Consider the following 14,966-nt stretch of genomic DNA (forward strand, 5'->3'; position numbering starts at 1 on the left):
AAAACATGAAAAACTTATTTTTCGCAAGTTTAATCTTGTTTGCTTTTTGCAACATTGCAGGAGCGCAACAATTAAAATCACCCGAAGGAAAGTTCGTAATGGAATTTTCGCTTCAAAACGACGGAACGCCAACTTACAGCTTAAAATACAAAAACAAAGAAGTAGTAAAAACGAGTAAATTAGGTCTTGAACTTAAAGATGACAAAAAATCTTTATTGAATGATTTTACAGTTGTGGATACAAAAACGTCCACTTTTGATGAAACCTGGAAACCGGTTTGGGGAGAAGTAGACAATATCAGAAATCATTATAATGAATTGGCTGTTACTTTAAATCAAAAAGGAACGGACAGACAAATCGTAATTCGTTTTCGTTTGTTTGAAGACGGACTTGGATTTAGATATGAATTTCCAACTCAAAAGAATCTTACTTACTTCGTAATCAAAGAAGAAAGAACACAATTTGCTATGGCGGGCGACCACACGGCATTTTGGATTCCGGGAGATTATGATACACAGGAATACGATTATACAAAATCAAAATTATCAGAAATTAGAGGTTTATCTCAAAAAGCCTATACGGCAAACGTTTCTCAAAAATCTTTTTCACCAACTGGAGTTCAGACTTCTTTGATGTTAAAAACCGCTGATGGAATCTACATCAACTTGCACGAAGCGGCTTTGATCAATTATTCTTGTATGCATTTGAATTTAGATGATAAAAATATGATTTTCGAATCTTGGTTAACACCAGATGCAAAAGGAGATAAAGGTTATATTCAGGCACCAAGTCATTCGCCATGGAGAACAGTTATGGTTAGTGATGACGCTAGAGAAATCTTAGCTTCAAAAATGACTTTAAACTTAAATGATCCATCAAAAATTGACGATACTTCCTGGATTAAACCCGTAAAATATGTTGGTGTTTGGTGGGAAATGATTACAGGAAAAAGCTCTTGGTCATATACAAATGATTTTCCAACGGTTCAATTGGGAGTTTCTGATTTCTCAAAAGCAAAACCAAGCGGAACGCACGGTGCAAACAATGCCAATGTAAAAAAATACATTGATTTTGCTGCTGCAAATGGTTTCGACGCTGTTTTAGTGGAAGGATGGAACGAAGGATGGGAAGACTGGTTTGGACATTCAAAAGATTATGTTTTTGATTTCCTAACGCCTTACCCTGATTTTGATGTAAAAGGTTTGCACGAATACGCAAAATCTAAAGGAATCAAAATTATCATGCACCACGAAACTTCAGGTTCTGTTCGTAACTACGAGCGTCACATGGACAAAGCATACCAATTCATGAAAGACAACGGATACGATGCTGTAAAAAGCGGTTACGTTGGAGATATTTTACCTCGCGGTGAAAATCATTACGATCAATGGATTGTAAACCATTATCAATATGCTATTGAAAAAGCAGCTGATTATAAAATTATGGTGAATGCTCACGAAGCAGTTCGTCCAACAGGAATTTGCAGAACATATCCGAACTTAATTGGAAACGAAGCAGCAAGAGGAACAGAATACCAGGCTTTTGGAGGTTCTAAACCAAATCACGTTACTGTTTTACCATTTACACGTTTAATTGGAGGGCCAATGGATTATACTCCTGGAATCTTCGAAATGGACATCAGCAAAATGAATCCGGACAACAAATCGCATGTAAACAGTACAATTTGTAATCAATTGGCTTTATACGTTACGATGTATAGTCCTTTGCAAATGGCGGCAGATACTCCAGAAAACTACAACCGTTTTCCAGATGCTTTCCAATTCATTAAAGATGTGGCTGTAGATTGGTCAGAAAGCAAATATATTGAGGCTGAACCAGGCGATTTTATCACAGTTGCTCGTAAAGCAAAAGGAACAAACAACTGGTTCGTTGGAAACGTAAATGGAGAAACTCCTCGTACATCAAACATCGATTTTAGTTTCCTTGAAAAAGGCAAAAAATACACAGCAACCATTTATGCTGATGCAAAAGAGGCGCATTACAAAACAAATCCGCAAGCTTATACGATCAAGAAAATTGCTGTAACAAATAAATCAAAATTATCTCAGTTATCTGCTGCGGGGGGAGGTTATGCAATCAGCATAATTGAAACGAAATAATTTTAATTAACCATATAAGAAATGTAAGTCCATTTAAATAGAAATCTCCCCAGCTTTTATCTTAAATGTTCTTACATTTTCTTTTATAGTTTAAATTCTAGCTTCCTGCAAGGTTTTCAAAACCTTGTAGGTTTAAAATTTTCTCAAACATACCTACAAGGTTTTGAAAACCTTGCAGGAAAACTAAAACTTTAAATTATGAGAATTCAAGCCAACCACACATTCTACAAAATATTCCTTTTCATTCTGATATTTTCTGCTTCCGCGAAAGCGCAAATTCAGAAAGTTGAACCACCATTTTGGTACGCAGGAATGAAAAATCCGGAGCTGCAGATTATGTTCTACGGAAAAAATATTGCACAGTATGAAGCTTCGGTTTCTAATAATGTTGCGATTAAAAATGTCGAAAAAACAGAAAACCCAAACTATCTTTTCGTAACTATTGACACGCAAAACATCAAAGCTTCTGAATTGGTTTTCTCTTTTAAAACCAATAACAAAGTCGCTTTTACTCAAAAATATTCTCTTAAGGAAAGAAGAGCCAATTCGGCTGACCGAAAAAGTTACGATTCTTCAGACCTAATTTACCTAATAATGCCGGATCGTTTTGCTAACGGAAATCCGAAAAACGACAGCAATGCTTCTTTAACTGAACAAGGAAATCGTGCAGAACCGGCCGGGCGTCACGGCGGAGATATTGAAGGAATTATTAAAAACTTAGATTATATTTCATCTTTAGGTGCAACTACAATCTGGAACACGCCTTTATGCGAAGACAACGACAAACAGCATTCGTATCATGGCTATGCGCAGTCAGACGTTTACAAAATAGATCCGCGTTACGGAACGAACGAAGATTATGTTCGTTTATCATCAGAAATGCATAAAAAAAACATGAAACTGGTTATGGACTATGTTACGAATCACTGGGGAATTACCCACTGGATGATGAAAGACATGCCAACTAAAACCTGGTTCAATCAATTTGAAAACTTCACGCAAACACACCACAGACGTGAGGTAATTACAGATATTCATGCTTCAAAAATAGATCAGGAAGTTTGTGTTGACGGATGGTTTGTACCTTCTATGCCCGACTTGAATTTGAGAAATCCTTTAGTGGCTAAATACTTAACTCAAAATGCCATCTGGTGGATCGAATTTGCTAATCTTGACGGATTCAGAGTGGATACTTATAATTATTCGGATAAAACAGCAATGGCCAATTGGGCAAAATCAATTACGAATGAATATCCGAATTTTAATATTGTTGGAGAAATATGGATGCACAATCAGGCTAATTTAGCTTTTTGGCAAAAGGACAGTAAAATTGGTGCTATTGAAAACTATAATTCGAATTTGCCAAGTGTAATGGATTTTACACTTCAAAGCCAGGTTACTTCTGCTTTCAACGAAGACGAACAAAGCTGGGACAACGGGTTGATTAAATTCTATAACAATTTTGCAATGGATTATTTATATCCAAATACGAACAACATTTTGGTTTTTGCCGAAAATCATGACACTGATCGTATGAATGATAAGTTTAAATACGATTTTCCAAAATACAAACTTGCGATGACTTTAATAGCAACCATTCGTGGAATTCCACAAGTTTATTACGGTTCAGAAATTGGAATGGGCGGAGATAAAGGCAAAGGAGACGCCGATATTCGTCAGGATTTTCCTAGCGGATGGGCTGGCGATAAAAACAATGCATTAACCGCAGCAGGAAGAACAGCTCAACAAAAGCAATATTTTGATTTTACTTCAAAATTATTCAATTGGAGAAAATCAAATGAAGCCATTCATACTGGAAAAATGACACATTATATTCCGGAAAATAACACTTATGTGTATTTCAGATATAATGATGCGAAAACGGTCATGGTTGTTTTCAATAATAATGCAAAACCGCAAACTATCAAAACAAATCGTTTTAAAGAAAACATCAAAAACTTTAAATCAGGTAAAGATGTTTTGACAGGAAAAATATTTGATTTAACTACTGAGATTACTTTAGAACCAAAATCAGCTTTGGTTTTAGAATTGGAATAAATATTTTATTTAAACACATAGAGACATAGATTTTTCAGGTCGATAAAAGGCATTTCACTTGTTTAAACAAACATAGCATTGCTAATACCCAAAGCTATGTGTAAATGACTAGTCATTTATTTAAATCTTTTTTAGACAAAGAAATGCTATGATTCTATGTGTTTAAAAATTAATACAAAGTTTTTCCGCCACGAATTCACGAATTATTTAACAATCTATGAGAATAAAAATTCGTGAATTCGTGGCGGAACTTTTATTATAAATCTTCGTTAAATTTGAAATAAATGAAAAAATACACTTTCCTTTTTTTACCTTTAGTATTCTTAATCACGAGTTGTTCTGGCTCAAAATCAGTTTCAATGAATAATGAAAATACTCCGAAAACACCTTTCGTCTGGGAAGGAGCAAATGTTTACTTTTTACTTACCGATCGTTTTTATAATGGAAATACAGCTAACGATATAAACTTTAACCGAACCAAAACTCCGGGAAAATTACGCGGTTTTGAAGGCGGTGACATCATCGGAATTACAAAAAAAATCGAATCAGGATATTTTGAAAAATTAGGAATAAATGCCATTTGGCTTACGCCGATTGTTGAACAGATTCACGATGGCGTTGACGAAGGAACTGGTTTGAGTTATGGCTTTCATGGTTATTGGGCAAGAGATTGGACCGCTTTGGATCCGAATTTCGGAACTAAGGAAGACTTAGCAAAATTGGTTCAAAAAGCACACGAAAAAGGCATTAGAATAATTCTGGACGGTGTTATCAATCATACCGGACCAGTAACGCCAGAAGATCCTGTTTGGCCTTCGGATTGGGTTAGAACTGGAGTAGTTTGTGATTACAAATCGTTCGAAAATACTACAATGTGTACTTTGGTTGACAACCTTCCAGACGTTAGAACAGAAAGCGTTCAGGAAGTTGAATTACCTTCTTTTTTAATCGAAAAATGGAAAAAAGAAGGCCGTTATGAAAAAGAAATCGCTTCTTTGGATCAATTTTTCAAAAGAACAAATTATCCAAGAACACCAAAATATTATATCATAAAATGGCTGACAGATTATATCCTAGAATTTGGAGTTGACGGTTACCGAGCCGACACTGTAAAACATACTGACGAAGACGTTTGGGCCGATTTTAAAAAAGAATGTGAATATGCTTTTGAAACCTGGAAGAAACATCATCCATTACAGGTTTTAGATCAAAATCCGTTTTATACGATTGCCGAAGTTTACGGTTACGGAATCAGCGGTGGACAGGATTATGATTTTGGAGACCGAAAAGTAAATTATTTTCAGAATGGTTTTAATAGTATGATCAATTTTGAATTTAAATGGAACGCAGCTCAAAACAATTATGAAGGTTTGTTTTCTAAATATTCGAATGCTTTGAACAATGATTTAAAAGGATATTCTGTCCTTAATTATATGTCGTCACACGATGACGGTCAACCTTTCGATGCTAATCGGGTAAAAGGTATTGAAGCCGGAACCAAATTATTACTTTCTCCGGGAATGTCGCAAGTGTATTACGGTGATGAATCTGGAAGATCTTTAGTTGTAGAAGGCACTCAAGGCGATGCAACTTTACGTTCGAACATGAATTGGGATGATATTCTGAACAATCAGGAAACCAAAAAAATACTTTTGCATTGGCAAAAATTAGGGCAATTCAGAAAAAATCATCCTGCAATAGGCGCTGGAATTCATCAACAAATTAGTTCTGAATTTTATGTTTTCTCCAGAACTTTCTCAAAAGGAACTTTCGAAGATAAAGTTGTTATCGGTTTAGATTTACCAAAAGGCAGAAAAGAACTTCCTGTCGGCGATATCTTCCAAAACGGGATTAAATTAAAAGACTCCTACTCCAATCAAAATACAGAAGTTATTGATGGAAAAGTAATTATAGAAAGTGATTTTGATATTGTTTTACTGGAAAAAGAATAGCCATTTTACCACAGAGAAACACGAAGAATTACACAAAGATTCACAAAGTTTTTAGCCACATATTAAAGGTTTAAAATGATTTTTAAAAAATCTGTGTAAATCCTTTAATCTGTGGCTATTATTTTTCCTCTGCACCTTTGTACCTTTGCACCTCTGAACCTTAAAAAATGAATATTCTAAAAATAGCTCACAGAGGTGCAAAAGCATATGAACCTGAGAATACTTTGCAAGCTTTCCAGAAAGCATTAGAATTAAATTCAGACGGAATTGAACTCGATGTTCATTTGAGCGCTGACGGGCATATTATCGTAATTCACGACGAAACCATCGACAAAATGACAAACGGAAAAGGTTTTGTAAATACCTTATCTTTGCCCGAGTTAAAATCGTTTTTGGTTGCTGATCAATACGAAATTCCAACTTTAAAAGAAGTTTTTGACCTTGTAAACAAAAAATGTTTCATCAATATAGAACTAAAGAATGCCGATACTTTAACAAAAGTTGTTTCTTTAATTGATGATTATGTTTCAGAAAAAAACTGGAGTTATGATCATTTTATTGTTTCAAGTTTTGACTGGATTGCTTTACAGGAAGTTCACAATTTAGATTCTAAAATTCCGATTGGTGTTTTAACTGAAACAGATCTTAACTTGGCTGTGGCTTTCGCCGAAACCATAAAAGCAAAAGCGATTCATCCTTATTATCATTTATTAACTGAAGAAAACACTAGGGAAATGCAACAAAAAGAATTTCTCGTTTTACCATGGACAGTTAATATTGAAGAAGACATTCAAAAAATAAAAAGTTATAAAGTAAACGGAATCATAACTGATTTTCCAGACAAAATATAAGATAGCCACGAATTCACGAATTATTTTTTGATAATCTTTGAGAATAAAAATTCGTGAATTCGTGGCTAAAAACAAAAATATGATCAAAAATTTCGACATCATCATCGTGGGCGGAGGCGCTGCAGGTTTTTTCACTGCAATTAATATTGCAGAGAAAAATCCGAAATTAAAAATTGCCATTTTAGAAAGAGGAAAAGAAGTGCTTTCTAAAGTCCGCGTTTCCGGAGGCGGACGATGCAACGTTACGCACGCTTGTTTTGAACCAAACGAATTGGTTAAATTTTATCCTCGCGGCGAAAAAGAACTTCGTGGACCTTTTCATCAATTTTGTTCGGGCGATACCATAGAATGGTTCGAAAAACATGGCGTAGAATTAAAAATAGAAGACGATGGGCGAATGTTTCCTGTTTCGAATTCTTCTCAAACTATCATCGATTGTTTCTTAGAGGAAACAGGAAAATTAGGTGTAAAAATATTGACCGGACAAAGCGTACAATCGATTTTTAAAGCCGAAAATCATTGGAAAATTGATACGCAAGACGAAAATTACGCCACAGAAAAATTAGTTCTGGCAACAGGAAGCAACCCTAAAATCTGGGAAATGTTACAGGAAAAAGGTCACGCCATTGTCAGTCCCGTCCCTTCCTTATTTACTTTCAATATCAAAGATCCACGGATAAAAGAATTGCCCGGTGTTGCTGCTCAAGTAACAGTTAACGTAAAAGATACCAAACTAGAATCAACCGGACCTTTATTAATCACACATTGGGGAATGAGTGGACCTGCAATCCTGAAACTTTCGGCTTGGGGCGCACGCATTTTACACGATAAAAATTATCAATTTACCATTTTTGTCAATTGGTTAAATGATGTAGATACAGAAGATGCAGAAAAAATCCTAAAAGACTTAAAACAAGAACACGCTAAAAAAGCCGTTTCAAAAAAATCTCCTTTCGACTTTCCGAATCGTTTATGGGAAAGTTTGGTTTTAGCTTCTGAAATTGAAGCCGAAACAAAATGGGCTGATTTGTCTAAAATACAATTGCAGAATTTAGCTTCTCAGCTTACAAAAGGAAAATTTCAAGTAAATGGAAAAAGTACTTTTAAAGAAGAATTTGTTACAGCTGGTGGTATCGATTTAAAAGAAATCAACTTTAAAACTATGGAAAGTAAATTGCATCAAAACCTTTATTTTGCTGGAGAAATTGTAAATATCGACGCCATAACCGGAGGTTTTAACTTCCAAAATGCCTGGACAAGCGGGTTTATTTTAGCAAATAATATTTAACAGAATGAAATATAAAGGAATTATTTTTGATTTAGACGGAACACTAGTCAACTCATTAGAAGACATTTCAGATGCAATGAATGCCGTGCTAACGGATCTAAATTATCCAACACATACTTACGATACTTATCAATATTTTATTGGAAGTGGATTGCGAAATCTAGTAAGCAAAGCATTGCCTGCATCAAACAATTCTGAGAATGAAATCGAAATCTGTTTCGAAAATATGATTGCAGCTTATCGCGAAATTTGCACGCTGAAAACAAAACCTTACGCAGGTATTGTTGAATTGCTGGATCATTTGGTTTCAAGAGATATCAAATTGGCAGTTTTCTCAAACAAAGCAGATGAGCTTACCAAAAAAATAGCATCAGAAATATTCCCGGATTATTTTAACACTGCCGTTGGTTTAAGCAGTGAAGCACTTAAAAAACCAAATCCGTTTGAAGCGATAGAAATAAGCAAAAACTGGAATTTAAACACCGAAGAAATCATTTTTATAGGTGATTCTGATATTGATATGTTGACAGCGAATAATGCCAATATGTTTCCTCTTGGTGTTTCATGGGGTTATCGAACAGAAGACGAACTGATGGCCAGCGGTGCTAAATTGGTAATAAATACGCCATCAGATTTAATTGAAATATTGTAAAAAGTTTTCAGTCGCAGTTTTCAGTCTAAGACAATACAGCTGAAGACTGAGACTGCGACTGAAAACTCAAAAAATCCGAATTAACAAGAATTTACAGATTCTGTAAGTTTTCATTAAGACAATTCTAATAATTTTACTATCAACTAAATACCATTAGATGAAAGTAAAATTACTTACCACAATTTCTTTTTTCACTTACCAGCTTTCCATTTCTCAAACGGAAAAATTACTTCACGGAAAAGTCACTTCCAATAGTACTCCTCTTAATAAAGTTGAAGTCATAAATAAAACAGCTAAAACGAGCACCAGAACAAATGAATTAGGAGAATTTTCAATTTTAGCTAAAGAGCAGGACAGTTTATTGTTTTTTTCAAAGGATTACTTATTTACAAAATTAAAGCTAACTGTGAAAGATTTAGAAAAAAGCTATTTCATTGTTGAAATGATTCCAAAAGCCGAAGAACTGGAGAATGTTGTAGTTTCTAGATCTGTTTTTACTAAAACTGACCTTAAAAAAATCGCAAATAATAGAGAAGAAATAAATAAAATCAAAATTCGCAAGCAATTTGATGATGTAACAACGAGGGTTAATGTGTATGACGGAAAAATTAAAAATGCAATAAATTACAGTCATGCTATTTTTGATAGACCTAAGAAAAAAATTGAGGAGGAGGATCAATTTAAAAAACTTGTGATTGCTTCTTGCCCATCCGATTTTTTCATTAAAAATTTAAAATTAAAACCAGAAGAAAAAGAACTTTTCCTAAATTTTTGTGATGTTGATCCAAAATCTAAAATCCTTTTAGAACATCCGAATGTTTTGGTCTTAATGGACTTTTTATATGTTAAAAGTGAAGAATTTAAGAAGTTAAAAACAGAAATTAAAAACTAAAACTATTAGATGCAAATAAAATTACTTACAACAATTTCATTTCTAACGTATCAATTAGGTATTTCACAAACAGAAAAAATGCTTCATGGAAGAGTTGTTTCCCAAAGTATTGTCCTAAAAGGTGTCGAAGTAATTAATAAAACAGCCAAAACAAGCACAACTACAAATGCTTTGGGAGAATTTTCTATTTTGGTAAATGTCAAAGACAGTTTGATTTTCTTTTCTAAAGATTATTATTTCTCAAGATTAAAAATAACATCTCAAAACATTGAAGTTAATAATGTGGTCGTGAATATGATTCTAAAACCAGAAGAGTTAGAAGAAGTGAAAATAACCAGAATAAAATTTCAACCTGTAGCTACTTCTCAACAAAACATTGATGAAATAAAATTTGCGAAAGAAGCAGGATCTTTGGAAAAATACACCGGAGTATATAACGGGACAATTCCAAATGGAATAGATTTTGTCAGAATGGGAACTGGTCTTTTAAATTTATTTAAAAAAGAAAAAGAAGAACCCAAAAAGAAAATTGAAGAAATTGACTTTAAAACACTTGTCACGACATCACTTCCTGATACTTTTTTTACTAAAGATTTAAAATTAAATTCCGAAGAAAAAGAACTATTTTTTCAATTTTGTGATGCCGATCCAAAATCTAAAACACTCTTAGAACATCCGAATATCTTGGCAACAATGGATTTTTTAACTGCTAAAAATAATGAGTTTAAGAAGTTGAAATAGACTTTTTTAATTTCTTCCATTTTAAGAAAAAAACAATTGAAAAAACCAATAAAACAAAAGAGATGATTGAAACGGTAATTAATGCCGGTCTTAAATTGTCTTGTTTTTTAAGTAATTCTAAATTTAATTTGTCGCTTCTTTTTTCCTCTCTCAAAACAATCTTATCCAAGTCTTCGATTGTTTCTAATTTGGACATATTTATTTTTTTATAGCATAAAATTAATCTTTCGTTGAGTAAATTACTTTGAAATCCGTACTTTTTTGAGAGTTCATACACTTCAACTGAACTTTGAGGATCAAACCCCTCTATTGTTGCTATATTTCCTAATTCAAAAAGCAAAACTGAAATAATTTTATCTTCGGGTTTTATAAATGTAATTCTTTCGTTTAACTGAAAGTATAAAGCATCTTTTAATTTAAACAATTCTTCATCTCCCAAATTCGTTTTTGGACTAATTTCTGATCCAAAATTAGTGTTGATAAAAAATGCTCCTGATGGATTTTGCAATTTCTGAATTTTCGCTTCTAAAATTTTAAGATGAAGCCATTCAGATCCTTCATGAGATTCGGGATTAATTTTGATTGATTTCTTTATCCATTCATATGCTTTTTCATTTTCTCCCATTAATTCATAAAGCGTTCCAAGATTTGATGCTGTTGAATATCTATTGGGTTTAATCTTTTCAATCTCCAGATATAATTTTAATGCTTCATCATACTTTCGCTGAATAATTAAAACATATCCTTTATCAGATAAATAATCAATATTATTGGTTTTATTATATCCTTTTTCAAGGTCTAAAATTAGACTTGAAAAATCTTTAATTTTAAATTGATGTCCTTTTGGGACAAAATATTCTTTATGATCGCGATATATTTCAACCTTGTTTTTTAAAGTTTTTATTTCCCAATTCAAACAAGCAAAAGTTTTAAATGAAACCAAAACTAAAACAACTAAAAAAGCCCTGAATTTATTCATAAAGTAAAATGTATTCATTAAACCTGACACTTGAAACTAAAAAACCTGAAACAAAATTATCTATTCAACCACCAAATACTCGCATTCAAAATCGCTGCAAAAGCAACCCAAGCCAAATACGGAATCAATAAATAACCCGCAGTTTTATTGATTTTGATGAATTTTAAATAGGTTTCATAGATTATTAACCATAAAAGTACAATTTCAATCAAAGCTAACATCGGGTTTTTTAATCCGAAGAAAATATACGACCACACTGCATTCAGAATCAATTGGCCCAAAAAGAAACCCAACGCTTTTTTTACTTCTTCGTTTTGCTCTTTTATTTTGTCCCAAACTAAACCGGCTGCAACTCCCATTAAAATAAAAAGCAAAGTCCAAACAGGCATAAAAACCCAATTTGGCGGATTAAAACCTGGCTTTAAAATCGTTGGATACCAAGTTTCTACGCCTTCTTTAGTAAAAGTTGACGATGAATATCCAACTGCTAAACAAACGATTACAGCTATTGCGATTCGTGTTATTTTATTCATTTTATTTCTTTTTTTTATTCAAAAATAGTTAAAAGAAATTTGGAAACCATATAAGTGTTATAAGTTCATTTTAGTAAAAAACGGTTATAATATCTTCAATAACTTATATGGTGAAAAAAATATCTTTTATGGTGAAAAAACTATCTTTGCCAAAATTTATATTTCATGTTTACAACAGCTGATTTTATTCCTAAAAAATATACTTCTACAATCGAAAATGGAAATTTTGAGTGGAGCGCTCCCAGCAATATTGCATTAGTAAAATATTGGGGGAAAAAAGACAATCAAATTCCGGCAAATCCTTCAGTAAGTTTTACATTGAATAATTGTAAAACAATTACCAAATTAGGTTTTGAAAAAAGAGAAAACCAAAATTCTTTCTCTTTTGATTTATTATTTGAAGGAAAACCAAAAGAAGATTTCAAACCGAAAATTCAGAAGTTTTTAGAGCGAATTGAAGTTTATTTGCCATTTTTGAAGGATTATCATTTTACGATTGATACTCAAAATACTTTTCCTCATAGTTCAGGAATTGCTTCTTCAGCATCTGGAATGGCGGCTCTGGCGATGAATTTTATTAGTTTAGAAAAAGAACTAAATCCTGAAATGACAGACGATTATTTTTATCAAAAAGCTTCATTTTTAGCGCGTTTAGGTTCAGGAAGTGCCTGCCGAAGTGTAAAAGGAAATGTTGTAGTTTGGGGAAATCAAGCCAATATTGAAGGAAGTTCAGATTTGTTTGGAGTGGAATTTCCGTACACAATTCATGAGAATTTCAAGAATTATCAGGATACTATTTTATTAGTTGATAAAGGCGAAAAACAGGTTTCAAGCACCGTTGGACATGATTTAATGCATAACCATCCTTATGCAGAAAGACGTTTTGCTCAGGCACATGAAAATCTGGACAAATTAATTGCCATTTTTGAAAGTGGAAATTTAGAGGATTTCATTAAAGTTGTTGAAAGCGAAGCTTTGACTCTACACGCGATGATGATGACTTCGATGCCGTATTTTATTTTGATGAAACCAAACACTTTGCAAATCATTAATGCAATTTGGAAATTCAGAAATGAAACACAGATTCCGGTTTGTTTTACGCTTGATGCCGGAGCAAATGTGCATGCCCTTTATCCCGAAAACGTTAGCGAAAAAGTATTACAATTTATTCAGGACGAATTAGTTGTATTTTGTCAGAATGGTCAGTACATTTGCGACAAAATTGGAGATGGTGCAATAAAGAGATAATTTTCGTATCTTTAATTAAAATTTTGATTTTTAGACTTTAAATACATTATGAAAGGACCATTATTTTACTCAAAAATATTACTCTTTGGAGAATACGGAATCATTCGTGACTCTAAAGGACTTTCTATTCCTTATAATTTTTACAACGGTGCTTTGAAAAAATCCGAAGAACTTTCGGCAGAGGCATTGGCGTCAAACGCAAGTTTAAAACGTTTTGCAACTTACCTTGAAACTTTACAAACAGAACAACCTGAATTGGTTGCTTTTGATTTGGCAGCTTTAAAAAATGATGTAGAAACCGGAATGTACTTCGATTCTAGTATCCCGCAAGGATATGGAGTTGGAAGCAGTGGTGCATTGGTTGCTGCGATTTACGATAAATATGCTACTCATAAAATAACAGTTTTAGAGAATTTAACTCGTGAGAAACTGTTACAACTAAAAAATATATTTTCTCAAATGGAGAGCTTTTTTCACGGAAAAAGTTCTGGTTTAGATCCTTTAAACAGTTATTTAAGCATTCCGATTTTAATCAATTCTAAAGATAATATTGAAGCAACGGGAATTCCGACTCAGAGTTTTGACGGAAAAGGTGCTGTATTTTTATTAGATTCAGGAATTGTTGGAGAAACGGCTCCAATGGTAAACATTTTCATGGAAAACCTAAAAGACAAAGGTTTCCGTGCGATGCTTAAAAACCAATTTGTAAAATATACAGACGCTTGTGTAGAAAACTTTTTACATGGCGATATGAAATCTTTGTTTACCAATACTAAGAAACTTTCAAAAGTTGTTTTAAACAACTTTAAACCAATGATTCCGGAGCAATTTCACGGAATCTGGCAGCACGGAATTGACACAAACGATTATTATTTAAAACTTTGTGGTTCTGGCGGCGGTGGTTATATTCTTGGATTTACACAAGATTTAGAGCGTGCTAAAGCTTCTTTAAAAGACTATAAACTAGAAGTAGTTTATCAGTTTTAAGTTAAATATTTAAAAAGAGCTGATTATTTGAATACATTTTCCTGAAATTTTACCCTAAAAAAGTTATTGAATATGAAAAGTATTTTAAAGATTATCAAAGCAACTTTTTTAGGCGGAATTCTATTTTTAGCGCCGTTAGTTCTACTTTTGGTTCTTTTAGAAAAGGGATTTAGCATCATTCAAAAAATCACTAAGCCAATTGTACACCAATTTCCGAAAGTAGAAGTTTTAGGATTCGCACTCGAAGAAATTGTAGCCATTTCTATTATAGTTTTTATTTGTTTTACGGCTGGCCTGATTGCGAAAACCGATCCTGCGCAAAAACTGATACATAAATTAGAAAATGGGATTCTAAGTTTCGTTCCTGGCTATTCGTTTATGAAAAGCATGAACGAAAGCATCATGGGATTTGAATCAAATCAGGATTTAAAAGTCATTCTGGTTCCTACAGACGCAGGAATGCAATTTGCCTTTTTAATAGAAGAAATAAACGAAAACAAATTTGCTGTTTTTATTCCCGATGCTCCAAATCCGTGGAGCGGTTCTGTCGTTTTTGTAGAGAAAAAAGACATTACAGAAGTCGGAATTTCTCAAAAAGAAGCGCTTGCCTGTATTCGAAAATTAGGTTACGGTTCAGCAGCATTATTAAAAAACAAACTTTGATT

At 33.1% G+C, this 14,966-nt stretch carries 13 protein-coding genes; 11 read left to right on the forward strand and 2 right to left on the reverse strand.

The window, feature by feature from the left end; genetic code table 11:
- Positions 1-5 precede the first annotated feature (5 nt).
- The 8 genes from AC1RRN_RS11955 to AC1RRN_RS11990 all read left to right on the forward strand — a co-directional run bounded on the left by AC1RRN_RS11955 (position 6) and on the right by AC1RRN_RS11990 (position 10,554).
- A complete protein-coding gene (locus tag AC1RRN_RS11955) occupies positions 6-2,120 on the forward strand; it encodes a glycoside hydrolase family 97 protein (RefSeq protein ID WP_492967514.1) in 2,115 nt (704 codons plus the stop codon).
- A gap of 198 nt (positions 2,121-2,318) precedes the next feature.
- A complete protein-coding gene (locus AC1RRN_RS11960; RefSeq protein WP_492967515.1) occupies positions 2,319-4,178 on the forward strand; it encodes a glycoside hydrolase family 13 protein in 1,860 nt (619 codons plus the stop codon).
- Between the two features lie 284 nt (positions 4,179-4,462).
- Complete coding sequence (locus tag AC1RRN_RS11965) at positions 4,463-6,130, forward strand: alpha-amylase family glycosyl hydrolase (RefSeq protein ID WP_492967516.1); 1,668 nt, start codon at positions 4,463-4,465, stop codon at positions 6,128-6,130.
- A 167-nt stretch (positions 6,131-6,297) separates the two neighbouring features.
- Complete coding sequence (locus AC1RRN_RS11970; RefSeq protein ID WP_492967517.1) at positions 6,298-6,981, forward strand: glycerophosphodiester phosphodiesterase; 684 nt, start codon at positions 6,298-6,300, stop codon at positions 6,979-6,981.
- Positions 6,982-7,060: 79 nt separating this feature from the next.
- Entirely contained in the window at positions 7,061-8,269 is a 1,209-nt protein-coding gene (locus tag AC1RRN_RS11975) for a BaiN/RdsA family NAD(P)/FAD-dependent oxidoreductase (RefSeq protein WP_492967518.1), read from the forward strand.
- 4 nt (positions 8,270-8,273) lie between these two features.
- Positions 8,274-8,921: an HAD family hydrolase gene (locus AC1RRN_RS11980; RefSeq protein WP_492967519.1), complete on the forward strand. Its 648-nt coding sequence runs from the start codon at positions 8,274-8,276 to the stop codon at positions 8,919-8,921.
- Between the two features lie 157 nt (positions 8,922-9,078).
- Complete coding sequence (locus tag AC1RRN_RS11985; protein ID WP_492967520.1) at positions 9,079-9,813, forward strand: BamP family beta-assembly machinery protein; 735 nt, start codon at positions 9,079-9,081, stop codon at positions 9,811-9,813.
- Between the two features lie 9 nt (positions 9,814-9,822).
- Positions 9,823-10,554 (forward strand): BamP family beta-assembly machinery protein, encoded by a 732-nt coding sequence (locus AC1RRN_RS11990; protein ID WP_492967521.1) that lies wholly within the window; start codon positions 9,823-9,825, stop codon positions 10,552-10,554.
- Here AC1RRN_RS11990 and AC1RRN_RS11995 read toward each other — a convergent pair.
- Positions 10,538-11,551, reverse strand: coding sequence for a tetratricopeptide repeat protein (locus AC1RRN_RS11995; RefSeq protein ID WP_492967522.1), 1,014 nt, complete (start codon positions 11,549-11,551; stop codon positions 10,538-10,540). The genes AC1RRN_RS11990 and AC1RRN_RS11995 overlap by 17 nt on opposite strands.
- 38 nt (positions 11,552-11,589) lie before the next feature.
- Positions 11,590-12,066: a TspO/MBR family protein gene (locus AC1RRN_RS12000; RefSeq protein ID WP_492967523.1), complete on the reverse strand. Its 477-nt coding sequence runs from the start codon at positions 12,064-12,066 to the stop codon at positions 11,590-11,592.
- A gap of 165 nt (positions 12,067-12,231) precedes the next feature.
- Here AC1RRN_RS12000 and AC1RRN_RS12005 point away from each other — a divergent pair, with 165 nt between their 5' ends.
- From AC1RRN_RS12005 to AC1RRN_RS12015, 3 genes are all read left to right on the forward strand, one after another.
- Entirely contained in the window at positions 12,232-13,314 is a 1,083-nt protein-coding gene (locus AC1RRN_RS12005; protein ID WP_492967524.1) for a diphosphomevalonate decarboxylase, read from the forward strand.
- A gap of 48 nt (positions 13,315-13,362) precedes the next feature.
- The gene (locus AC1RRN_RS12010; protein ID WP_492967525.1) at positions 13,363-14,301 is read left to right on the forward strand and encodes a mevalonate kinase family protein; all 939 of its coding nucleotides are present in this window, start codon (positions 13,363-13,365) and stop codon (positions 14,299-14,301) included.
- A 72-nt stretch (positions 14,302-14,373) separates the two neighbouring features.
- Complete coding sequence (locus AC1RRN_RS12015; protein WP_492967526.1) at positions 14,374-14,964, forward strand: DUF502 domain-containing protein; 591 nt, start codon at positions 14,374-14,376, stop codon at positions 14,962-14,964.
- The last annotated feature ends 2 nt before the right edge of the window (positions 14,965-14,966 follow it).

The sequence above is a fragment of the Flavobacterium sp. GW821-FHT11G01 genome (assembly GCF_058808175.1).